This is a genomic window from Streptomyces sp. NPDC006551, assembly GCF_040611675.1.
Classification (GTDB): domain Bacteria; phylum Actinomycetota; class Actinomycetes; order Streptomycetales; family Streptomycetaceae; genus Streptomyces.
On record NZ_JBEXOT010000048.1, the window covers coordinates 23,654 to 46,328 of the forward strand.

A 22,675-nucleotide genomic window follows, 5' to 3' on the forward strand; every position below is an offset into this window, starting at 1 on the left:
CCCCACCAGGGATCACCGGCCTATGGCGTCATAAGCTGGCTTTATGAGCAGTGTGAGCGACGAACACGCATCCGGCGGCGGCGCGCCCCTGTCCCACCGGGTCCCGGACCTCGGGGCGCTCGAACTGCTCCTCGCCGTCGCCCGCCACGGGAGCCTGGGGCGGGCCGCCCGGGAGGTCGGGATCACCCAGCCCGCGGCGAGCAGCCGGATCCGTTCCATGGAGCGGCAGCTCGGGGTGGCCCTGGTGGACCGCTCGCCGCGCGGTTCCCGGCTCACGGACGCGGGGGCGCTGGTGACGGACTGGGCGCGCCGGATCGTGGAGGCGGCGGAGGCGTTCGACGCGGGGGCGCAGGCGCTGCGGGGCCGCCGCGACTCGCGGCTGCGGGTCGCCGCCTCGATGACGATCGCCGAGTACCTGCTGCCGGGGTGGCTGATCGCCCTGCGCGCGGGGCGGCCGGACACGGCGGTGTCGCTGCTGGCCGGGAACTCCGCGGCGGTCGCGGAGCGGCTCCTGGCGGGTGAGGCGGACCTCGGGTTCGTGGAGGGGCTCGCGGTGCCGGAGGGGCTCGACGGCGCGGTGGTCGCCCACGACCGGCTCGCCGTGGTCGCTTCCCCGTCCCATCCGTGGGCCCGCCGCCGCAGGCCGCTGGACCCCGGCGAACTGGCGGCCACGCCACTGATCCTGCGCGAACGCGGCTCGGGCACCCGTCAGGTCCTCGACTCCGCCCTCTCCGCCCACGGCGGCCTCGCCCAGCCGCTCCTGGAACTGGCGTCCACCACGGCGGTGAAGGCGGCGGCGGTCAGCGGCGCGGGCCCGGCGGTCCTGAGCGAACTCGCGGTCGCGGAGGAACTGGCCTCCCGCCGCCTCGTCGCGATCCCGGTCGAGGGCGTCCTCCTGCGCCGCGACCTCCGCGCGGTCTGGCCCACCGGCCACCGCCCGACAGGCCCGGCGCGCGACCTGCTCTCGCTGACGCGGGGGTAGGGCCTCTCCCGCGGATCAGGGCCGAGGCCGCGACGGGCGCGCCGCCGGCCCGCGGCGCCCGGTCGTGCCGACGCTCCGTGGCTCGGGTCCTTCGGGACTGAAGGCTCAGGCGCCCCCGGCCGCCCGCACCAGGCCCCGCATGACCCGGAGGTCCTCGCCCATCTCCGGGTGCCACTGCACGCCCAGCGCCCAGGCCGGGTCCGCCAGTTCCACCGCCTCCACCGTGCCGTCCTCCGCGTACGCCGAGGCCGCCAGGCCCGTGCCGAGGCGGTCCACCGCCTGGTGGTGATAGGTCGGTACGGACGTCAGCTCGGGCACCAAGGAGGCGTACCGCGAGCCCGGGACCGGTTTCACCGCGTGGCGGCCGATCACGCCGACCGACTCCACATGTCCGTCGAGGTGCTGGACGAGCGTGCCGCCGAGCGCCACGTTCAGGAGCTGCATCCCCCGGCAGATGCCGAGCACCGGGACTCCGGCGGAGAGCGCCGCCTCGATGAGGGCCAGCTCCCAGGCGTCCCTGGCCCGGGCCGGCGGGCCGGTACGCGGGTCGGGCGCGGCCCCGTACCGTACCGGCTCCACATCCGCACCGCCCGCCACCACCAGCCCGTCGAGCCGGGCCACCACCCCCGCCGCCGCGGCCGGCTCGTCCGGCGGGAGCATCGCCGCGAGGCCACCGCTCGCCTGCACCAGACGCGGATACTGCGCGGGAAGGAGCGCGGCGGGCATGTCCCACACGCCCCAGCGGGCCTGGTCCAGATAGGTCGTCACGCCGATGAGCGGCTTGGTCACGTCGTGCCTCCGGGAGAAACGAGGGGGAGTCAGTCGCGTTCGAGTTCGGCCTCGGCCGCCGCCAGCGCGGCGAACTCCTCCTCCGGCGCCTTGGCCACCAGATGGTGCCGACTGTAGAACGCGAAGTAGGCGAGCGCGATCACGTACACCCCGAGCGCGATGAACGCCGCGTCCTTGTCGACCAGGAACGTCGCCACCAGCGCCGACAGGGCGAGCACGAACGCCACCGACGAGGTCACGACACCGCCCGGGGTCCGGTACGGCCGGTGCAGCTCCGGCTCCCGGCGGCGCAGCACGATGTGCGAGAGCGCCATCAGGGCGTACGAGATGGTGGCGCCGAACACCGCGATGTTCAGCATCCGCGCCCCGTTCCCGGTCCCCGCCGCGAGCGCGAAGCCGATCGCGCCCGGGATGAGCAGCCCCAGGTACGGCGACTTGCGGCGGCTGGTCAGGGACAGGAACCGGGGCAGATACCCGGCCCTGGACAGGGCGAAGAGCTGACGCGAACCGGCGTAGATGAGGGAGAAGAAGGACGCCACGAGCCCCGCCAGACCGGCGTAGTTCACGAACCGGCTGAGTGCCGTCGGCTCCCCGTCGCCCTGCAGCGCCACCACCAGCGGGTTGCCCGCCTCCTGGATGGCCGCCGAGCCGCGCGCCCCCGTCGAGGCGAGGAAGGTCACCACGGCGAGCAGCACCAGGACGCCCATGGAGATCGCCAGGGCCTTCGGCATCGAACGGACCGGGTCCTTGGCCTCCTCCGCCGCGAGCGGCACGCCCTCCACGCCCAGGAAGAACCACATGCCGAAGGGGAACGCCGCCCAGATCCCGAGGAGGCCGTACGGCAACCAGGAGTTGGCGCCGAGCGCCGAGTCGTCGACCGGGATGTCGTTCAGCCCGTCGACGTGGAAGTCGCTCAGCGCGCCGAAGGCGAAGATGACCAGGGCGGCGACCGCGATCGCCGTCACGACGAGGCTGAAGCGCAGCGCCTCGCCCACGCCCCACAGATGGATCCCGATGAAGATCACGAAGCAGGCGAGATAGACCGGCCAGCCGGACTCCAGGCCGAACAGACCGAGCGATTCGACATAGTCGCCGATGAAGATGGAGATCGCGGCGGGGGCGAGGATGTACTCGATGAGGATCGCGGTGCCGGTGAGGAAGCCGCCCCAGGTGCCGAGCGCCCGGCGAGCGAAGCCGTAACCGCCGCCCGCCGTGGGCAGGATGGCCGAGAGTTCGGCGAGCGCGAAGACGAGACAGGCGTACATCGCGCCCATCAGGACGGTGGCGACGGCCAGTCCGCCGAAGCCGCCCTTGGACAGGCCGATGTTCCAGCCGGAGAAGTCGCCGGAGACGACATAGGCGACGCCGAGGCCGGTGAGCAGCAGCCAGCCGGCGCTGCCGCGCCGCAGGGCGCGGCGTTCGAGATAGTCGTCGGGCGCGGTCTTGTCCCCGGTGGTGTCTTCGAGCGTCATGGCAGCGTCAGCTCCCCGCAGCGGACCAATGGATTGGCCCCATACCTTTGCGTCGACCTCGGCTGAACGCAACCCCCCTGCGTTACTTTCGCGTTACGGCGGGGCCGCTTTTTTGGGGCTCGGTTCGCCTCCGGGCGCTTGGTGCGGGCGTCGACGGTCGATCGTGATCGGCGCCTCGTTCCTCGGCTCCTGCGCGCGTTCTCCCTTTCGACGCCCGCGCGCCCCTTCGGCTCACTCGCCCGTCGTGATGGCCGTCCTTCCATGGGCTCGGGGGTCAGGTCAGGAAGCCGCGCAGCAGCGCCGCCGTGCCGCCGCAGTGCTCGCGCATCACCTCGCGCGCCGCGTCCGCGTCGCCGTCGAGGACCGCCTCCACCAGGGCGGTGTGCTGGTGCTGGGAGTGCTCCAGGTTGCGTACGAGCAGCGGGATGCAGTCGAGCAGATCGTTCACGATCGACCGGACGGCCGCGTACTGCGCGGTGAGCGTCGGCGAGCCCGACAGTTCGGCCAGCGTGAGATGGAGCAGCGTGTCCTGGCGGCGGTAGTCGGCCAGCGGGGCGTCGTGCGTCGCCGCGAGCGCCGCGCGCAGCCGCCCCGCGCCCGCGTCGTCGAGGCCGTGCGACGCGCAGAGCCCGGCCGCGCCGACCTCCAGGACCTCCCGGAATCGCAGGGTGTCCTCGACGTCGACGGAGGCGATCCGGCGCCGCAGCTCGTCCTCGTCGGCGGTCTGCGGGCGCTGCCGCACAAAGGTTCCGCCATAACGTCCGCGCCGGCTCTCCACGAGCCCCTGCTCCTGGAGGACCTTCAGGACCTCGCGCAGGGTGACCCGGCTGATCCCCATCCGCTCGGCCAGCTCGCGTTCGGCCGGCAGCCGCTCCCCGCCGGGGACGAGCCCGAGCCGTACCACCTGCAGGATCTGCTCCAGGGCTTCCTCGAAACCGTTGCCCGCCCGGACGGGCCGCAGCACGGGCGTCAGCCGGTCCGCCGGTTCACTCGTACTGGACACGTTCCCGTTTCCCCTTCCCAAGCAATGGTCTTCGGCAATACCTTATGGCTCCCGGCACGCCGAAGGAGGAGTAATCCCGTGGCAGACCGCAAAGCCCCGCTCTCCGTCGAGGAGCTGCGTGCCCTCGTCGCGAGCGGTGAGATCGACACCGTGGTCCTGGCCTTCCCCGACATGCAGGGCAGGCTCCAGGGCAAGCGGTTCGCCGCACCGTTCTTCCTCGACGAGGTACTCGACCACGGCACCGAGGGCTGCAACTATCTCCTGGCCGTCGACACCGAGATGAACACGGTCGACGGATACGAGATGTCCTCCTGGGACCGCGGCTACGGCGACTTCGCCATGCGCCCCGACCTCTCCACCCTGCGCCGCGTCCCCTGGAACGAGGGTACGGCGATGCTCGTCGCCGACCTCGCCTGGAGCGACGGCTCACCCGTCGTCGCCGCGCCCCGCCAGATCCTCCGCCGCCAGCTGGAACGGCTCGCCGAACACGGCTACACCGCCCATGTGGGCACGGAGCTGGAGTTCATCGTCTTCAAGGACACCTACGAACAGGCCTGGGACGCGAACTACCGGGGCCTGACCCCGGTGAACCAGTACAACGTCGACTACTCGATCCTCGGCACCGGTCGCGTCGAGCCCCTGCTGCGCCGCATCCGCAACGAGATGGCCGGCGCCGGACTGACCGTCGAGTCCGCCAAGGGCGAGTGCAATCCCGGACAGCACGAGATCGCCTTCAAGTACGACGAGGCCCTCGTCACCTGCGACCAGCACGCCGTCTACAAGACGGGCGCCAAGGAGATCGCCGCACAGGAGGGCGTCTCGCTCACCTTCATGGCGAAGTACAACGAGCGTGAGGGCAACTCCTGCCACATCCACCTGTCCCTGCAGGACGGAGAAGGCCGCAACGTCATGGCCGGCGACGGACCTGGCGGCATGTCGGACGTCATGCGCCACTTCCTCGCCGGACAGCTCGCCGCCCTCCGCGACTTCTCCCTCCTCTACGCCCCCAACATCAACTCCTACAAGCGCTTCCAGCCCGGCTCCTTCGCCCCCACCGCCGTCGCCTGGGGCGTCGACAACCGCACCTGTTCCCTGCGCGTCGTCGGCCACGGCCGCTCGATGCGCTTCGAGAACCGCCTTCCCGGTGGAGACGTCAACCCCCACCTCGCCGTCGCCGGACTGGTCGCCGCCGGTCTGTACGGCATCGAGCAGCGGCTCGAACTGCCCCCCGCCTGTGACGGCAACGCCTACACCGCCGAGTACGCCCACGTCCCCACCACCCTGCGCGAGGCCGCCGAGCTCTGGGAGACCAGCCCCATCGCCAAGGCCGCCTTCGGCGACGAGGTCGTCGCCCACTACCGCAACATGGCCCGCGTCGAACTCGACGCGTACGACGCCGCGGTGACCGACTGGGAGCTGCGCCGCTCCTTCGAACGCATGTGAGGACCACCTTGCTTCAGGTACTGAACCCGGCGACCGAGGAGGTCGTCGCGACCGTCCCCGCCGCCACGCCGGCCGATGTCGACGCCGCCGTCGTACGAGCGGCCGAGGCCCAGCGCGGATGGGCGGCCGCCGCCCCCGCCGACCGGGCCCGGCTGCTGCGCCGCTTCGCCGCCGTCGTCGACGCCCACAACGAGGAGCTGGCCCTCCTCGAGGTCCGCGAGGCCGGCCACACGATCGGCAACGCCCGCTGGGAGGCGGGCAACGTCCGCGACCTGCTCGACTTCGCGGCCGGGGGAGTGGAACGGCTCAGCGGCCGCCAGATCCCCGTCGCCGGCGGCCTCGACATCACGATCCTCGAACCCCTCGGCGTCGTCGGCGTGATCGCGCCCTGGAACTTCCCCATGCCCATCGCCGCCTGGGCCCTCGCCCCGGCCCTCGCGGCCGGCAACGCCGTCCTCCTCAAGCCCGCCGAGACCACGCCCCTCACCGCTCTCCGGCTCGCCGAACTCGCCCTGGAGGCCGGGCTTCCCGAGGGCCTCTTCCAGGTCCTGCCCGGCGAGGGAGCCGTCACGGGCGACGCGCTCGTCGGACACCCCGGCATCGCCAAGATCGTCTTCACCGGCTCGACCCGGGTCGGCAAGTCGATCATGGCGAAGTGCGCGGATCAGGTGAAGCGCCTGACCCTGGAGCTCGGCGGCAAGAGCCCCAACATCGTCTTCGCCGACGCGGACATCGAGGCGGCGGCCGCGGCGGCCCCGATGGCCTTCCTCGACAACAGCGGCCAGGACTGCTGCGCCCGCACCCGCATCCTCGTCCAGCGGTCCGTGTACGACCGCTTCCTGGAGCTGCTCACCCCCGCCGTCGAGGAGATCGTCGTCGGCGACCCGGCCGACGAGAAGACCCAGATGGGCCCGCTGATCTCGCGGGCCCAACTGGACCGCGTACGGGCGTACGTCCCCGACTCCGCCCCCGCCATCCGCGGCAAGGCCCCCGAAGGCCCCGGCTTCTGGTTCCCGCCGACCGTCCTCACCGATGTCGCCGAGGACGCGCCCTGCGCCGTCGAGGAGATCTTCGGACCGGTGGCCGTCCTCCTGCCCTTCGAGGACGAGGCCGACGCGATCCGGCTCGCCAACGCCACCGACTACGGCCTGTCCGGCTCGATCTGGACCCGCGACGTCGGCCGCGCCCTGCGCGTCTCGCGCGCGGTCCGGGCCGGGAACCTCTCCGTCAACTCCCACTCCAGCGTCCGCTACTGGACCCCCTTCGGCGGCTACAAGCAGTCCGGCCTCGGCCGCGAACTCGGCCCCGACGCCCTGACCGCCTTCACCGAGACCAAGAACGTCTTCATCAGCACCGAGAGCACGGAGGCCTGAGCACCATGACCGACACCGAGATCGTCTGCCGCCGCCTCGTCGGCCGTACCGCCGTCATCACCGGGGCCGGCAGCGGCATCGGACTCGCCACCGCCCGCCGGCTCGCCTCCGAAGGCGCCAACGTCGTCTGCGGCGACATCGACGAGACCGCGGGGAAGGCGGCGGCGGAGGAGGTCGGCGGCACGTTCGTGCAGGTCGACGTCACCGACCCCGAGCAGGTCGAGGCGCTCTTCAGGACCGCGTTCGACACGTACGGCTCCGTCGACATCGCCTTCAACAACGCGGGCATCTCGCCGCCCGACGACGACTCCATCCTCACCACCGGACTGGAGGCATGGAAGCGCGTCCAGGACGTCAACCTCACCTCCGTCTACCTCTGCTGCAAGGCCGCCCTGCCCTACATGCGGCAGCAGGGCCGCGGATCGATCATCAACACGGCCTCCTTCGTCGCCATCATGGGCGCGGCCACCAGCCAGATCTCGTACACCGCCTCCAAGGGCGGCGTGCTCGCGATGTCCCGCGAACTGGGAGTGCAGTTCGCCCGTGAGGGCATCCGCGTCAACGCGCTCTGCCCGGGACCCGTCAACACCCCCCTGCTCCAGGAGCTGTTCGCCAAGGACCCGGAGCGCGCCGCGCGCCGCCTCGTCCACATCCCGGTCGGCCGGTTCGCCGAGGCCGAGGAGATCGCGGCCGCCGTCGCCTTCCTCGCCAGCGACGACTCCTCCTTCATCAACGCCACCGACTTCCTCGTCGACGGCGGCATCTCGGGCGCGTACGTGACCCCTCTCTAGACCATCCCGCCCCCCACCCCACGACAGCCGGGCGCCGCGAGGTGCCCGGCTGTCGTGCGCCCGGAGTCCGTGTACGGGTCCCGAACACGCCCCCTTAGGCTGGCCCGATGAGCATGACGACCCCGCCCGGCTGGTACCCGGACCCGGCCACGCCCACCGTCGAACGCTGGTGGGACGGTACGACGTGGAGCGCCCACACCCGGCCGGCAGGAGGCCCTCCGGCGCCGCGCGGTCGAGGCCGGACCGTCGCCCTCGGTGCGGCGGCCGTCGTCGTCGGGGCGGCCCTCGTGGTCGCGGGCGTCGTCGTCCTCGGCGGTGACGACGGGGAGGAACCGGGGACGGCCGGCCCGCCCGCGACGACGAGCGCGAGCACCACGGGCCCCGCCCCGACGTCGTCGTCCTCGACCGGCCCGGCGGCCGAGGACCCCACCCGGGTCGCCGACCAGCTCAACGGCATCACCCTCCCCGTCATCAAGGGCTGGGAGAAGCCGAAGTACACCGCGGGCGGCGTGCCCACGGTCGCCACCGCGGGCACCTACCCCTGTCCCGGAGCGGCCAACGTCGACTGCCGCCGCGGCACGGTCAACTCCCGTACGGTGTCGGGCACGGACGCCGCGACCCCCGAAGCGGTCGCCAAGGAGGACATCGCCCTCGCCGCCGACGCCTTCTTCGAGGAAGACGTCCTCGGAAACAGGCCGTACGGCGGCATCGTCTCCCACAAGGTGGTCGCGGCCCGCCCCGCCGTCGTCGCCGGCCGCACCGGCTACCTCGTGCGCTGGCAGGTCACCACCGGCAAGGGCCCCGGCGCCTACGTCCAGTCGCTGGCCTTCCCGTCACCGCTGGGCAGTGAGTCCCCCGTCGTCGTGCGCTTCGCCTTCGACGCGGGTCCGGAAGGGCCGCCGCTCGCCGCGATGGACGAGATCACCAAGGAGATCCTCCCCATCGGCAGCACGACGAACGGTGGAGTGGGCGCGCCCCTCAGCCCCGGATCCTGACCACGCCCACGCCCGTGCTCGCCTTCACAGGAACGTGCGGCCCTCGCCCCGGTACGTCGGCACGGTCGCCGTGATCCGGTCGCCCTCGACCAGCCGCAGACTGTCGAACCGCTCGCACAGCTCGCCGGCCTTCGCGTGCCGGAACCACACCTTGTCGCCGATGAGGAGATCGTCGGCGGGGGCGCCGAGCAGCGGGGTCTGCACCTCGCCCGGCCCCTCCTGCGGGTCGTACCGCAGCCCCTCCGGGAGGTACGGGACGGGCAGCCGGTCCACGCCCGCGGCGCCGGACGCGGGATAGCCGCCACCGAGCACGGTCACCACGCCGACGCCGGGGCGGCGGACGACGGGCTGGGCGAAGAGGGCGGCGGGGCGGCCGGTGAAGGACGTGTAGTTGTCGAAGAGGCGCGGCACGTAGAGCCCCGAGCCGGCGGCGATCTCCGTCACCGCGTCCTCGGCCGCCGTGTGCTGCACGCTGCCCGTTCCGCCGCCGTTGACGAACTCCAGGTCCGGCGCGACCGCCCGTACCGCGCGGACCACGGCCGCGCGCCGCTCGGCCAGCTCCCTGCGGGCGGCCGACTGCATCAGCCGGACAGCCCGGGAGCGCAGCGGCCGCCCGGCGACCGCGTCCCCGACCCCGGCGACATGACCTTCGTACGCCATGATCCCGACGAGCCGGAAGCCGGGCCGGCGGACGACGGACCGGGCCAGCTCGGCGAGCTGGGCGGGCTCGCGCAGCGGGGAACGGCGGGCGCCGATCCGCACTCGGCCGCCGAGCAGCCGGAGCGAGGTGTCCAGCTCCAGACAGACCCGGATCTCCTCGGCCCCGCCCGCCCGGGCGTGGTCGATCAGATCGAGCTGCGCCGGGTCGTCGACCATGACGGTGACGGCGGCGGCGAGCTTGGGGTCGTTCGCCAGCTCGCCGTACGCGGTGCGGTCGGCGGAGGGGTAGGCGAGCAGGACGTCCTCGAACCCGGCCCGGGCCAGCCACAGCGACTCGTCCAGCGTGAACGACATGATCCCGGCGAAGCCCTCGCGCGCCAGGACCCGTTCCAACAGCGCCCGGCACCGTACGGACTTGCTGGCCACCCGGATCGGCTTGCCGGCGGCCCGGCGGACCAGGTCCTCGGCATTGGCGTCGAACGCCTCCAGGTCGACGATCGCCACGGGCGCGTCGAGGTGGGCGGTGGCCCGGTCGTACCGGGCTCGGTCGGCGGCACGGGGAGTCATGGCCCGAGCTTGCCAGACGGGTTGAGGGCGGGGGTAGCCCCTGGGTTCCCGTGCCGGGGGGAACAGCCCGTAGAGTGACGGGCATTGCCAGGACGACCAGGGGGACGGGTATGACCACCGACGCGCACCCTCCCGCGTCCCGCATCAGCGACGCACTGCTCCCACCCACCCGCCCCCCGGCCGCCGCCGCGCCGCGCCCGGCCGGAGGGGCCGACGGCCGGGCCACCCCGGCGCCGCGCCCGGCCGCCGGTACCGAGGGCTCGTCCGCCCCCGCCCAGCCGCGTCCGTCCGCCGACGCCTCGCACGTGACCGTGCCGCGCGCGGGCGCCGGCACCGCCCCCGCCCAGCCGCGTCCGTCCGCCGACGCCTCGCACGCGACCGCACCGCGCGCGGGCGCCGGCACCGAAGGTCCGCCTGCCCCCGCCCAGCGGCGCCCGGCAAGTGCCGACAGCTCGAACGCGCCCGCCCAGCCGCGTCCGGCCGCCGCCGGTTCGCCGGTGACCGCGCCGACCCCGCCGCGTACGGCCGCAGGGGCCGACGGCCGGGCCACTCCGGCGCCGTGCCCGGGCGCCGACACTGACGGCCCGTCCGCTCCCGCTCAGCCGCGTCCGTCCGCCGACGCCTCGCACGCGCCCGCGTCCACCCCGCCGTGTGCGGCCGGCGACCAGGCCCCGCGGCCCGCGGGGAACCCGCACGGCTCCGCAGCCGACGGCGGCCACGCCGTTCCGCCGCGTCCGGCGCGCGACCCGCGTGCGGCGGACGCCGGCGCTTCCGCTTCTTCCGGGATTCCGGGTGCGCGGGGAAGCACCTCGTACGAGGGCTCCCCGGCGAACCCCGCACCGGGCACGCGCCCCGGCGCCGACGGCGTGCCCGCCGTCGAGACGACCACACGGCTGCGCCCCATTCGCGACACCGACCCCACGCCCGCCACGCGCCGCCTGCGCCAGGGCGGCGGCCCGGCCCTGCCGGCGTCCGCCCCACGGCGGCAGGAGGGTGACGAGGCCCCGCCCTCCGCGCGCCGACCCGGCCAGGCCGGCGGCCCGGCCGCGCCGGGGTCCGGCCACGGCCACGCCACGCGCGTGGCCGCTCCCCGGCAGCCTCAGGGCGCCCCGCCCGCCACGCCGGTGGCCGCCCCCGCCCCCGCGCCCGGCATCCCGCGGCCCGGCCACGCCGATCCCGCGACCGCCACCCGGCGGTCGGCGGAGTGGACCACGCCCGGGGCCGAGCAGGCGTACGGGACCTACGGTGCCTACCAGGCGTACGCCGTGCCGCCCGAGACCCCCTTCGAGACGACCACGCGGCTGCGGCCCATCCGCGAGCGCCGGGTCGGGCGGGTCGTCGCGGCCGGGGTGTGTCTCGTCGTCGGCCTCGGGCTCATCGGCGGCGCCGTCACCGGGGTCGTCCTCGCGGCCACGAACGTGGGTGAGCCGGCCGAGCCCGTCGGCTACTCACAGGCCAAGACGCTCTGGCACAGCGCCCCCGTGGACACCCTCTTCCCGCGGACCCTCTCCGGCGCCGACGCCGGCCCCGGCGACGCCGCCCGTACCTGGACGCGCGTCGTCGTCGCCCCCGACGCCGCCTGCTCGGCGACCGTCATGCCCAGGAGCGTCCTCACCGCACTGAGCCCCGTCGGCTGCGACCGCGTCCTGCGCGCCACGTACACCGACGCCACCTCCAGCAGCGTCATCACCGTCGGCCTCGCCTTCACCCGGGCCGAACCCGCCGCCATGCGCACCCTCGGCGGCCTCCAGCTGGCCACCGACGTCCCCCCGCCGCTCTCCGCCCCCGGCACCGTCGCCGAACGTTTCGGCGCCGGCCAGCGCGCCAGCTGGTGGACGCACTCCCTCGCCGACCTGCCCGTCGTCGTCTTCTCCGTCTCCGGTTTCGCCGACGGCCGCCCCGTCGACCAGCCCGAACCCGCCGCCGAGGCCATGGCCGCCGACCGGACCACCGCCCCCGCCCAGGCCGGCCTCGGTCACGAGGCCAAGGGCGTCGCCGACGGCATCGAGCGCGGCCTGCGCAAGACCGTCGCCGAAGCCGTGAAGAAGGACGAAGACCGGTGACCTCACGCCGTACGCACCGCCGCCGCGCCGCGACCGCGACCCTCCTCGCCGCCGCCTTCGCCGTTCTGCCGGCCACCACGACCCCCGCCCACGCCGACACCATCCGGGCCCGCCAATGGGGTCTGGAGGCCCTGCGCACCGAACAGGCCTGGCGCACCACCGAGGGCGAGCGCGTCACCGTCGCCGTCCTCGACACCGGTGTCGACGCGGACCACCCCGACCTCGCCGGCTCCGTCCTCACCGGCACCGACCTCATCGGCTTCGGAGCGAAGCGGGGCGACCGGGCCTGGGCCCGTCACGGCACCGCCATGGCCGGCATCATCGCGGGGCACGGCCACGGCCCGGGCCGCCAGGACGGTGTCCTCGGTGTCGCGCCCGGCGCGAAGATCCTGCCCGTCCGGGTCATCCTCGAAGGCACCGACAAAGCCCGCGAGAAGGCCCGCAAGTCCCGTGGCACCGCCCTCGCCCAGGGCATCCGGTGGGCGGTCGACCACGGCGCCGACGTCATCAACCTCTCCCTCGGCGACGACTCCGAGTCCGCCCACCCCGACGCGGGCGAGGACGCGGCCGTCCAGTACGCCCTCGCCAAGGGCGTCTCCGTCGTCGCATCGGCCGGCAACGGCGGTGACAAGGGCGACCACATCTCGTACCCCGCCGCCTACCCCGGCGTCATCGCCGTCACCGCCGTCGATCGCTACGGCACCCACGCCTCCTTCTCCACCAGCCGCTGGTACGCCACCGTCAGCGCCCCCGGCGTCCACATCGTGATGGCCGATCCCGACCGGCGCTACTACGAGGGCTGGGGCACCAGCGCCGCCGCCGCGTTCGTCTCCGGGGCCGTGGCGCTCGTGCGCTCCGCCCACCCCGACCTGACCCCCGCCCAGGTCAAGAAGCTCCTCATCGACACCGCCCGCAACCGCCCCAAGGCCGGCCGCAGCGACGCCAAGGGGTACGGGACGGTCGATCCGGCCGCCGCGATCAGGGCCGGGGCCGCGCTCAAGGGCGCCGACCCCAAGAACGCCGCCGCGGGCTACGGCGGGCGGTACTTCGGGCCCGGACCGCTGCCCGCAGCCGAGGACAGCGAGCCCGTCGGCCTGCTCGCGCCTGCCGCCGGCGGCCTCGGCGCGCTGCTGCTCGTGGCCGCGGCGCTCCTGTGGCGCGGCAGCCTCCCCGGCCCGCGCCCACCTCGCTGACCCCGGGCGCGGCCACCACGCCTCCCGCGCCCACCTCGCCGATCCAGCCCACGCCCACCACGTCTGCTTGGCCCGCGCCCACGACGCCTCCCCGCCCCGCGCCCGCCACGCCGGTCCGGGCCGGCGACCCGCCGGGGGAGCGGCCCCGCACGGACCGTTAGGCTCGTCGGGTGGCGCTCAAGAACATCCCTGACCCCGGTTTCTCCGACGACGACGGCACCGCCGACCCTCGGCTCGCCGCGGCCCTCGCGGCCTGGGCGGAGGACAGAACCGCCCACGGCCCGGTCCTGGAGGCCCTCCGGGGCGCGCGCCTGCTGGTTCCCGTCGTGGCCGTGCTCGGTGAGGTCGAGGAGGACCCCGAGACGGGGCTGCGCCGCGAGAAGACGAGCGACATGGCCGTGCCCACGCTCACCGCGGGCGACCGGCGGGCACTGCCCGCCTTCACCTCGCTCGCCTCGCTCGCCCTGTGGGACCCGGCCGCCCGCCCCGTCGCCGTACCGCTGCACCAGGCGCTCCAGGCCGCGGCGCACGAGAAGGCGGACACCGTGGTCCTGGACCTCGCGGGACCGGTGCCGTACCAGCTGACCGGTCCGGCCCTGCTGGCCCTCGCGGAGGGCCGCAGCAGCGCGGACCCGCTGGACGACCCGGCGGTACGGGAGGCGGTGCGCGCCGCCGTCGCCGCCGAGCCCGCCGTCCTGCGCGCCCACCTGGGTCCCGGCAGCGCCGACGGCACCCTCGCCCTGGTCCTGGCCCAGGACGCCGCACCGGCCGAGGCGGCCCAGCGGGTCGCCCGGCTGCTGGCCGCCGACGAAACGCTGAGGGCCCGCCTGGTGCGGGGCCTGGACCTGGCACTGCTGCCGGCCACGGCCACGCCTCCCGGCGAGCCCTTCTACCTCAGGAAGTGACGAGGGCGGGTGCCCCGGCCGTCCGGCCGGGGCACCCGCCCCTTCGCGGTTCTAGCCGTACACCGGTCCGGTGTACTTCTCGCCCGGGCCCTGGCCCGGCTCGTCCGGGATGATCGAGGCCTCGCGGAAGGCCAGCTGCAGGGACTTCAGGCCGTCCCGCAGCGGCGCCGCGTGGAAGGAGCTGATCTCGGTCGCGCCGGCGTCCAGCAGGCCCGCCAGCGCGTGGACCAGCTTGCGCGCCTCGTCGAGGTCCTTGTGCTCGTCGCCCTCCTCGGTGAGCCCGAGCTTCACCGCGGCGGCACTCATCAGGTTGACGGCGACCGTCACGATCACCTCGACCGCCGGGACCTCCGCGATGTCGCGGGTCATGGCGTCGAAGTCGGGGGAGTCCGTGGGCTCGGTGTGGGGCGTTTCGCTCATGCCCCACACGATAAGCCGCCCCGGGCGGCGCGATGTGCGCGCCCATGGTTAGCGAACCGGCGCGCTGGGTGCTAACCTTGTGTAACGACCGGCCGGACACATGTGTGCCCGGCCCACAAGTGGAGGCTCCGACTTCCCACCTGGCCGCCCTCGCGGGCGGCGGGTCACCGGTCAGGTGGCGCCCATCGTTCCGTACGGACGATGGAGCCGCCCGATGTGCGCCCCGCGGTTGACCGCGGCGGTGCTCCGGTATTCCCCTGGAGCCCCGCCTGTGTCCCGTCCGGGGCATTTTTCGTGTTCCGGCGCGGTTGGTCTCACTGAAACAGACGTTGCGCGTCCGTCCGCCAGGCGGTCGCGTGGTGCTACCGAGGAGGATCCATCAGCGCCGAGCCCCGCATCAACGACAGGATTCGCGTTCCCGAGGTGCGACTTGTCGGACCCAGCGGCGAGCAGGTCGGGATTGTTCCGCTTGCCAAGGCCCTGGAGCTCGCACAGGAGTACGACCTCGACCTGGTCGAGGTGGCGGCGAACGCCCGTCCGCCCGTGTGCAAGCTCATGGACTACGGGAAGTTCAAGTACGAGTCGGCCATGAAGGCCCGTGAGGCGCGCAAGAACCAGGCGCACACGGTCATCAAGGAGATGAAGCTCCGGCCGAAGATCGACCCGCACGACTATGACACCAAGAAGGGTCATGTCGTCCGGTTCCTCAAGCAGGGCGACAAGGTCAAGATCACGATCATGTTCCGTGGTCGTGAGCAGTCCCGCCCCGAGCTTGGCTTCCGTCTGCTGCAGCGACTGGCGTCGGACGTCGAGGAGCTTGGCTTCATCGAGTCCAACCCCAAGCAGGACGGCCGGAACATGATCATGGTTCTTGGCCCGCACAAGAAGAAGACCGAGGCGATGGCCGAGGCACGCGAGGCCCAGGCCGCGCGCAAGGCGGAGCGTCAGGGCGGTTCGTCCGACGTCGCCGAGGACGCCCCGGCCGAGGACGTCGCGGCCGAGGCTCCGGCCGAGAACCCCGAGGCGTGACCCGAGGGGCTGTCACCCAGGCAGCCCCGGGCCCCGCCCGGAACCACCAAACGAAGATCTGACGCTCCCGGTCGCCCGGTGCCCGCACCGGGGGGAGCGCCACTGACGAGGAGATAACGGCGCGATGCCGAAGAACAAGACGCACAGCGGTGCCAAGAAGCGCTTCAAGATCACCGGCTCCGGCAAGGTGCTCCGTGAGCGTGCCGGCAAGCGCCACCTGCTCGAGCACAAGTCGTCCAAGCTGACGCGTCGCCTCACCGGCAACGCCGAGATGGCCCCGGGCGACGCGGCCAAGATCAAGAAGATGCTGGGCATCTGATCGATCTCCGGCTCTCGGTGACCGGGAGCCACCGGCCCAGTCCGGGCCCCATTCGTTTCCGGGTCGTGTGAGTCCAACCACGACCCCGCTACAAGGAGTTAACAAGTGGCACGCGTCAAGCGGGCAGTCAACGCCCACAAGAAGCGCCGGGCGATCCTCGAGCAGGCCAGCGGTTACCGCGGTCAGCGTTCGCGCCTGTACCGCAAGGCCAAGGAGCAGGTCACCCACTCCCTGGTCTACAACTACAACGACCGCAAGAAGCGCAAGGGCGACTTCCGTCAGCTGTGGATCCAGCGCATCAACGCCGCTGCCCGCCAGAACGGCATGACGTACAACCGCCTCATCCAGGGTCTGAAGGCCGCCAACATCGAGGTGGACCGCAAGATCCTCGCGGAGCTGGCCGTCAACGACACCAACGCGTTCGCCGCGCTGGTCGAGGTCGCGCAGAAGGCTCTGCCGGCCGACGTCAACGCCCCGAAGGCCGCCGCCTGATCTTCCAGGCCGCAGTACTTCTGCCCGGACCCGCAGGCCCCGCGCCTGCGGGTCCGGCGCGTTCCGGGCTTCCGGGCCGCCCCGGCGGCCGGGGGGCAGGGCCCTTCGCCTTCCCGGGCCGCCCCGCCGGCCGGGTCGCAGGGCCTTCCGCCTCCCCGGACCGAGCGCCCGCCTGCCGTACCCCCTCTCGCACCCCTCTCGTACGTACGAAAAGAGAGCCGCCGACCCCATGGGCACCCCCGAGCTGATCTCCCCGCGTTCGCCGCGCGTCGTCGCCGCCCGGCGGCTCGCCAAGCGCAACTTCCGGGGCAAGGACCGCCTCTTCATCGCCGAGGGCCCGCAGGCCGTCCGCGAGGCCGTCCACCACCGCGGCAGCGCGGGTGAGCCCACCCTCGTCGAGCTCTTCACCACCGTCGAGGCCGCCGAGCGGTACGCCGGGATCGTCGACGCCGCCCGCGAGGCCGGGGCCCGCGTCCACCACGCCTCCGACGCCGTCCTCGCCGAGGTCTCCCAGACCGTCACCCCGCAGGGCCTCGTCGGCGTCTGCCGCTTCCTCGACTCGCCGTTCGAGGAGATCCTCGCCGCCCGCCCCAAGCTGGTCGCCGTCCTCGCCCACGTCCGCGACCCCGGGAACGCCGGCACCGTCCTGCGCTGCGCCGACGCCGCGGGGGCCGACGCCGTCGTCCTCACCGACGCCTCCGTCGACCTCTACAACCCCAAGTCCGTCCGCGCCTCCGTCGGCTCCCTCTTCCACCTCCCCGTCGCCGTCGGCGTCCCGGTCGAGCAGGCCGTCGCCGGCCTCAAGAGCGCCGGCGTCCGGATCCTGGCCGCCGACGGAGCCGGTGACGACGACCTCGACGACGAACTGGACGCCGGCACCATGGGCGGACCCACCGCCTGGGTCTTCGGCAACGAGGCCTGGGGCCTGCCCGAGGAGACCCGCGCGCTCGCGGACGCCGTGGTGCGCGTGCCCATCCACGGCAAGGCCGAGAGCCTCAACCTCGCGACGGCCGCCGCCGTCTGCCTCTACGCCTCCGCGCGCGCCCAGCGCCCCCGAACCACCACCGTCTGAGGGGTCCACCGCGTCACCTTCAACTAGTAGGGTGACGGGCTCGGGGGCCCACTGCGCTACACGGAGGGGTGGGGAACGGGGATGACGGTCGGCACGGACAGGCCCGCAGACGGACGGGGGGCCACGCCGCGTCCCCCGCAGCCCTGGCCCGGCATCGACCCGGACGACCTGCCCGACGGTCTCGTCGTCGCCGACGAGACCGGACATGTCATCTGCTTCAACGCGGCCGCCGGCCGGATCACCTCCGTCCCCGTCGGCGAGGCCCTCGGCCGGCCGCTGGACCAGGTCCTGCCCCTGGAAGACCTCAAGGGCCGCCGCTGGTGGGCGCTCACCGACCCGTACGGCGGGCTCGCCACCCGCCGCGGCCAGCCCGAGCGCAATCTGCTCCTGCCCGGCGGCCGCGAGGTCCTCGTCTCCGCCCGCTACGTCCGCGAGCACCCCGCCGGACCGGTCCGCCGGGTCGTCGTCTCACTGCGCGGCACCGAGGCCCGGCGCCGTACCGAACGCAGCCACGCCGAGCTCATCGCCACCGTCGCCCACGAACTGCGCTCCCCCCTGACCTCCGTCAAGGGCTTCACGGCGACCCTGCTCGCCAAGTGGGAACGGTTCACCGACGACCAGAAGCGGCTCATGCTGGAGACCGTCGACGCCGACGCCAACCGCGTCACCCGGCTCATCGCCGAGCTCCTCGACATCTCCCGGATCGACTCCGGCCGGCTCGAGGTACGCCGCCAGCCCGTCGACATCGCCGCCGCCATCGGCCGCCACATCCAGGCCCACACCACCGGCGGGCAGTCACCCGACCGCTTCTTCGTACGGGTCCACCCGCAGCTGCCCGACCTGTGGGCCGACCCCGACAAGATCGACCAGATCCTCGGCAACCTCCTCGAAAACGCGGTGCGCCACGGCGAGGGAACCGTCACCATCGAGGTGGCACCCACCGGCGCCACCACCGACGGAGAGAAGGGAACGGCGGTCACCGTGAGCGACGAAGGCCCCGGCATCCCCGAGGAGTCGATGGGACGCGTCTTCACCCGCTTCTGGCGGGGAAGCAAACGCGGTGGCACCGGCCTCGGCCTCTACATCGTCAAGGGCATCGTCGAGGCCCACGGCGGCACCATCACCGTCGGCCGCGGCCCCCGGGGCGGCGCCGAGTTCCGATTTATCCTGCCCGTCGGCGCCCCGGCCTATCTCGCCTGACGAGATCACCAGCCGCCCGGCCCCCACGGGCTCATTCGCGTCCTCGCACCCCGTTAGACTCGACCTTTGGCACGTTTGCGCCCTTGTCGTCGAGCAGGGCCTCGGGGGCCCGGGGGTGTCCCCCGGAAGGGCACAGTCAGCCAGCCGAACGGAAGCACGGGAAGAGATGTCCGCACCCAATAAGTCGTACGACCCGGTCGAGGTCGAGGCCTTGAAACCGGAAGAGATCGAGCGCATGCGGGACGAGGCGCTCGCCGCCTTCGCCGCCGCGGGTGACCTCGACGCGCTCGCGCACGCGAAGACCGCGCACACCGGTGGCACCTCGCCGCTCGCGCTGGCCAACCGCGAGATCGGCGCGCTGCCGCCGCAGGCCAAGGCCGCGGCCGGCAAGCTCGTGGGCCAGGCCCGCGGCGTCGTCTCCAAGGCCCTCGCCGCCCGCCAGGCCGAGCTGGAGGACGAGCGCGACGCCCGCGTCCTGGTCGAGGAGGCGGTCGACGTCACGCTGCCGTACGACCGGGTCCCGGCCGGCGCCCGCCACCCGCTGACCACGCTCATGGAGCGGGTCTCCGACGTCTTCGTCTCCATGGGGTACGAGGTCGCTGAGGGCCCCGAGGTCGAGGCGGAGTGGTTCAACTTCGACGCCCTCAACTTCGTGCCGGACCACCCGGCGCGCCAGATGCAGGACACCTTCTTCGTCCAGGGCCCGGAAGGGACCACCGGCGACGAGTCCGGTGTCGTGCTGCGGACGCACACCTCCCCGGTGCAGGCCCGCACGCTCCTCGACCGGGAGCCCCCGGTCTACGTCGTCTGCCCCGGCCGCGTCTACCGCACCGACGAGCTCGACGCCACGCACACCCCGGTCTTCCACCAGATCGAGCTGCTCGCCGTCGACGAGGGCCTGACCATGGCCGACCTCAAGGGCACCCTCGACCACATGGTCCAGGCGCTCTTCGGGGCCGACATGAAGACCCGGCTCCGCCCGAACTTCTTCCCCTTCACCGAGCCGTCCGCCGAGATGGACATGCTCTGCTACGTCTGCCGCGGCGAGTCCGTCGGCAACCCCGACCGCCCCTGCCGCACCTGCGGCAGCGAGGGCTGGATCGAGCTGGGCGGCTGCGGCATGGTCAACCCCAAGGTGCTCGTCGCCTGCGGTGTCGACCCGGAGAAGTACAGCGGATTCGCCTTCGGGTTCGGCATCGAGCGGATGCTGATGTTCCGCCACAACGTCGATGACATGCGAGACATGGTCGAGGGTGACGTCAGGTTCACCCGGCCCTTCGGGATGGAGATCTGATGCGGGTCCCGCTTTCTTGGCTGCGGGAGTACGTCGACCTGCCGGCGACGGAGACCGGACGTGACGTCCAGGCCAAGCTCATTTCGGCAGGACTCGAGGTCGAGACCGTCGAGCGCCTCGGCGCCGGCCTCACCGGCCCGCTCGTGGTCGGCAAGGTCCTCACCATCGAGGAGCTGACGGAGTTCAAGAAGCCCATCCGCTTCTGCACCGTCGACGTCGGCCAGGCCAACGGCACCGGCGAGCCCCAGGAGATCATCTGCGGCGCCCGGAACTTCGCCGAGGGCGACAAGGTCGTCGTGGCGCTGCCCGGCGCCGTGCTCCCCGGTGACTTCCGGATCGCCGAGCGCAAGACGTACGGCCGGGTCTCCCGCGGCATGATCTGCTCCGGCGACGAGCTCGGCATGGGTGACGACGGCACGCACGGCATCATCGTGCTGCCGCCCGAGTACGAGGTCGGCATCGACGCCACCGCGCTCCTGGAGCTGTACGACGAGGTCCTCGACATCGCCGTCACGCCCGACCGCGGCTACTGCCTCTCGATGCGCGGCGTCGCCCGCGAGACAGCCATCGCCTACGGCCTGCCGCTGCGCGACCCGGCGCTCCTCGACGTGCCCGCGCCGAACTCGTACGGCTACCCCGTCCAGATCGCCGACCCGATCGGCTGCGACCGCTTCACGGCCCGCACGGTCGTGGGTCTCGACCCCGAGGCACGTTCCCCGATCTGGCTGCGCCGCCGCCTCCAGAAGGCCGGCATGCGCCCGATCTCGCTCGCCGTGGACATCACCAACTACGTGATGCTGGAGCTCGGTCAGCCGCTGCACGCCTACGACCGCACCCGGATCGAAGGCCCCATCGGGGTCCGCCGCGCCGAGCAGGGCGAGAAGATCACCACGCTCGACGGCACCGTGCGCGTCCTGGACGCCGCCGACCTCGTCATCACCGACGATCGCGGGCCGATCGGCATCGCGGGCGTCATGGGCGGCGCGAACACCGAGATCGCCGATCACGCCGACGTCGCGGGCGCCACCACCGAGGTCGTCATCGAGGCCGCGCACTTCGACGCGATCTCGATCGCCCGGACCGCGCGCCGGCACAAGCTGGCCTCCGAGGCGTCCAAGCGCTTCGAGCGCGGTGTCGACCCGCAGGCCGCGGCGGCCGCCGCGCAGCGCACGGTCGACCTGCTCGTGCTGCTCGCGGGCGGCACGGCCGAGGCCGGTGTCACCGAGATCCTCGCGCCGTCCGCGCCCCGCACGATCACCATCCCGGCGGACCACCCGGACCGCGTCGCGGGCGTCGCCTACGGTCGCGAGACCGTCGTCCGCCGCCTCCAGGAGATCGGCTGCGACGTCTACGGCCAGGACGAGCTGATCGTCACCGTCCCGTCGTGGCGCCCCGACCTCAACGAGCCGAACGACCTCGCCGAAGAGGTCATCCGGCTCGAGGGGTACGAGAACCTGCCCTCGACGCTGCCCAAGCCGCCCGCCGGGCGCGGTCTCACCGAGAGCCAGCGCTTCCACCGCCGGGTCGGCCGCGCGCTGGCCGGCGCCGGCTACGTCGAGGCGCTGAACTACCCGTTCATCGGCGCGCAGGTCTTCGACCAGCTCGGTCTGGACGCGGACGACGCCCGCCGTCGCGTGGTCACGCTGGTCAACCCGCTCTCCGACGAGGAGCCCTCGCTCCGTACGACGCTGCTGCCGGGCCTGCTCGGCGCGTTGCGCCGCAACGACGGGCGCGGCAGCCACGACCTGGCGCTCTTCGAGACCGGTCTGGTCTTCCGGCCGGGCGACCGGCCGGGCGTCGCCGTCCGGCTGCCCGTCGACCGCCGTCCCACCGACGAGGAGGTCGCCGCCGTCAACGCCGCGCTGCCCGCGCAGCCGCGCCGCGTGGCCGTCGTCCTGGCCGGTGCCCGCGAGCAGGCCGGCTGGTGGGGCAAGGGCCGCCCGGCCGACTGGGCCGACGCCATCCAGGCGGCGCGCACGGTGGCCGCCGAGGCCGGTGTCGAGCTGATCATCAGCTCGGACCAGCACGCCCCGTGGCACCCGGGCCGCTGCGCCGCGTTCCACGTGGTCATCGCCGGCGAGAAGGTCCTCGTCGGCCACGGCGGCGAGCTGCACCCGCGCGTTGTCAAGGCGTTGGGTCTGCCCGACCGCACGTGCGCGATGGAGCTGGACCTGGACCTGGTGGAGCGGGCGGGCGAGGGCCCCCTGAAGGCCCCGAGCATCTCCTCCTTCCCGGTCGCCACGCAGGACGTCGCCCTGGTCGTCGACGCGTCGGTCCCCACCGAGACGGTCGAGACCGCGCTGCGCGACGGCGCCGGCGAACTCCTGGAGGCCATCCGGCTGTTCGACGTGTACACCGGCGACCAGATCGGCGAGGGCAAGAAGTCCCTGGCGTACGCCCTGAAGTTCCGCGCCACGGACCGCACCCTCACGGTCGACGAGGCCACCGCCGCCCGTGACGCGGCCGTGGCCCTCGCCGCCGAGCGCACGGGCGCCACGCTGCGCGGCGCCTGATCGCGGACCCTTCGAGAGGGGGCCGGCCCGGTGGCGCACACCCGGCCGGCCCGCGCCCCCGGGGCCCCGGTACAGGTCTGACCACCCGCCAAATATAGTT

20 protein-coding genes are annotated in these 22,675 nt (G+C 73.4%); 15 read left to right on the forward strand and 5 right to left on the reverse strand.

The window, feature by feature from the left end; translation table 11 throughout:
- The first annotated feature begins 43 nt into the window (after positions 1-43).
- The gene (locus ABZY12_RS29535; protein WP_356895619.1) at positions 44-982 is read left to right on the forward strand and encodes a LysR family transcriptional regulator; all 939 of its coding nucleotides are present in this window, start codon (positions 44-46) and stop codon (positions 980-982) included.
- 105 nt (positions 983-1,087) lie between these two features.
- Here the strand turns inward: ABZY12_RS29535 and ABZY12_RS29540 are convergent, their stop codons facing one another.
- From ABZY12_RS29540 to ABZY12_RS29550, 3 genes are all read right to left on the reverse strand, one after another.
- Positions 1,088-1,771: a gamma-glutamyl-gamma-aminobutyrate hydrolase family protein gene (locus ABZY12_RS29540; RefSeq protein WP_356895621.1), complete on the reverse strand. Its 684-nt coding sequence runs from the start codon at positions 1,769-1,771 to the stop codon at positions 1,088-1,090.
- 29 nt (positions 1,772-1,800) lie between these two features.
- Positions 1,801-3,243, reverse strand: coding sequence for an ethanolamine permease (gene eat, locus ABZY12_RS29545; RefSeq protein WP_356895623.1), 1,443 nt, complete (start codon positions 3,241-3,243; stop codon positions 1,801-1,803).
- A gap of 274 nt (positions 3,244-3,517) precedes the next feature.
- Positions 3,518-4,246, reverse strand: coding sequence for an FCD domain-containing protein (locus tag ABZY12_RS29550; RefSeq protein ID WP_356895625.1), 729 nt, complete (start codon positions 4,244-4,246; stop codon positions 3,518-3,520).
- A 78-nt stretch (positions 4,247-4,324) separates the two neighbouring features.
- Here ABZY12_RS29550 and ABZY12_RS29555 point away from each other — a divergent pair, with 78 nt between their 5' ends.
- The 4 genes from ABZY12_RS29555 to ABZY12_RS29570 all read left to right on the forward strand — a co-directional run bounded on the left by ABZY12_RS29555 (position 4,325) and on the right by ABZY12_RS29570 (position 8,848).
- Positions 4,325-5,689 carry a glutamine synthetase family protein gene (locus ABZY12_RS29555; RefSeq protein WP_356895627.1) on the forward strand — a complete coding sequence of 455 codons (1,365 nt, stop codon included), beginning with the start codon at positions 4,325-4,327 and terminating at the stop codon, positions 5,687-5,689.
- Positions 5,690-5,697: 8 nt separating this feature from the next.
- The gene (locus ABZY12_RS29560) at positions 5,698-7,062 is read left to right on the forward strand and encodes an aldehyde dehydrogenase family protein (RefSeq protein WP_356895629.1); all 1,365 of its coding nucleotides are present in this window, start codon (positions 5,698-5,700) and stop codon (positions 7,060-7,062) included.
- A gap of 5 nt (positions 7,063-7,067) precedes the next feature.
- Entirely contained in the window at positions 7,068-7,853 is a 786-nt protein-coding gene (locus ABZY12_RS29565; RefSeq protein ID WP_356895631.1) for a 3-oxoacyl-ACP reductase, read from the forward strand.
- Between the two features lie 107 nt (positions 7,854-7,960).
- Positions 7,961-8,848, forward strand: a complete 888-nt coding sequence (locus tag ABZY12_RS29570; protein WP_356895633.1) for a DUF2510 domain-containing protein — start codon at positions 7,961-7,963, stop codon at positions 8,846-8,848.
- A gap of 24 nt (positions 8,849-8,872) precedes the next feature.
- Here ABZY12_RS29570 and ABZY12_RS29575 read toward each other — a convergent pair whose 3' ends face one another.
- The gene (locus tag ABZY12_RS29575; protein ID WP_356895635.1) at positions 8,873-10,075 is read right to left on the reverse strand and encodes an amino acid deaminase/aldolase; all 1,203 of its coding nucleotides are present in this window, start codon (positions 10,073-10,075) and stop codon (positions 8,873-8,875) included.
- Positions 10,076-10,185: 110 nt separating this feature from the next.
- On the opposite strand from ABZY12_RS29575, the gene ABZY12_RS29580 reads away from it, so the two are divergent.
- The 3 genes from ABZY12_RS29580 to ABZY12_RS29590 all read left to right on the forward strand — a co-directional run bounded on the left by ABZY12_RS29580 (position 10,186) and on the right by ABZY12_RS29590 (position 14,236).
- Complete coding sequence (locus ABZY12_RS29580) at positions 10,186-12,138, forward strand: hypothetical protein (RefSeq protein WP_356895637.1); 1,953 nt, start codon at positions 10,186-10,188, stop codon at positions 12,136-12,138.
- Positions 12,135-13,331 (forward strand): type VII secretion-associated serine protease mycosin, encoded by a 1,197-nt coding sequence (mycP, locus tag ABZY12_RS29585; RefSeq protein ID WP_356895639.1) that lies wholly within the window; start codon positions 12,135-12,137, stop codon positions 13,329-13,331. Before ABZY12_RS29580 ends, mycP begins: the two co-directional genes overlap by 4 nt.
- A gap of 170 nt (positions 13,332-13,501) precedes the next feature.
- Entirely contained in the window at positions 13,502-14,236 is a 735-nt protein-coding gene (locus ABZY12_RS29590; RefSeq protein ID WP_356895641.1) for an SseB family protein, read from the forward strand.
- 51 nt (positions 14,237-14,287) lie between these two features.
- Here the strand turns inward: ABZY12_RS29590 and ABZY12_RS29595 are convergent, their stop codons facing one another.
- A complete protein-coding gene (locus ABZY12_RS29595) occupies positions 14,288-14,656 on the reverse strand; it encodes a DUF1844 domain-containing protein (protein WP_356895643.1) in 369 nt (122 codons plus the stop codon).
- Positions 14,657-15,034: 378 nt separating this feature from the next.
- Between ABZY12_RS29595 and infC the strand changes: the two genes are divergently transcribed.
- From infC to pheT, 7 genes are all read left to right on the forward strand, one after another.
- The gene (gene infC, locus ABZY12_RS29600; protein ID WP_356895662.1) at positions 15,035-15,685 is read left to right on the forward strand and encodes a translation initiation factor IF-3; all 651 of its coding nucleotides are present in this window, start codon (positions 15,035-15,037) and stop codon (positions 15,683-15,685) included.
- Positions 15,686-15,809: 124 nt separating this feature from the next.
- Positions 15,810-16,004, forward strand: a complete 195-nt coding sequence (gene rpmI, locus ABZY12_RS29605; protein WP_019884943.1) for a 50S ribosomal protein L35 — start codon at positions 15,810-15,812, stop codon at positions 16,002-16,004.
- Positions 16,005-16,109: 105 nt separating this feature from the next.
- On the forward strand, positions 16,110-16,496 hold the full coding sequence (rplT, locus tag ABZY12_RS29610; protein ID WP_356895645.1) for a 50S ribosomal protein L20: 387 nt from the start codon (positions 16,110-16,112) through the stop codon (positions 16,494-16,496).
- Between the two features lie 229 nt (positions 16,497-16,725).
- Entirely contained in the window at positions 16,726-17,568 is an 843-nt protein-coding gene (locus ABZY12_RS29615; protein ID WP_356895647.1) for an RNA methyltransferase, read from the forward strand.
- A gap of 81 nt (positions 17,569-17,649) precedes the next feature.
- The gene (locus ABZY12_RS29620; protein ID WP_356895649.1) at positions 17,650-18,768 is read left to right on the forward strand and encodes an ATP-binding protein; all 1,119 of its coding nucleotides are present in this window, start codon (positions 17,650-17,652) and stop codon (positions 18,766-18,768) included.
- Positions 18,769-18,934: 166 nt separating this feature from the next.
- Positions 18,935-20,062, forward strand: coding sequence for a phenylalanine--tRNA ligase subunit alpha (gene pheS, locus ABZY12_RS29625; RefSeq protein ID WP_356895650.1), 1,128 nt, complete (start codon positions 18,935-18,937; stop codon positions 20,060-20,062).
- Positions 20,062-22,575, forward strand: coding sequence for a phenylalanine--tRNA ligase subunit beta (pheT, locus tag ABZY12_RS29630; RefSeq protein ID WP_356895652.1), 2,514 nt, complete (start codon positions 20,062-20,064; stop codon positions 22,573-22,575). The genes pheS and pheT overlap by 1 nt, the downstream gene beginning before the upstream one ends.
- Positions 22,576-22,675: the final 100 nt, after the last annotated feature.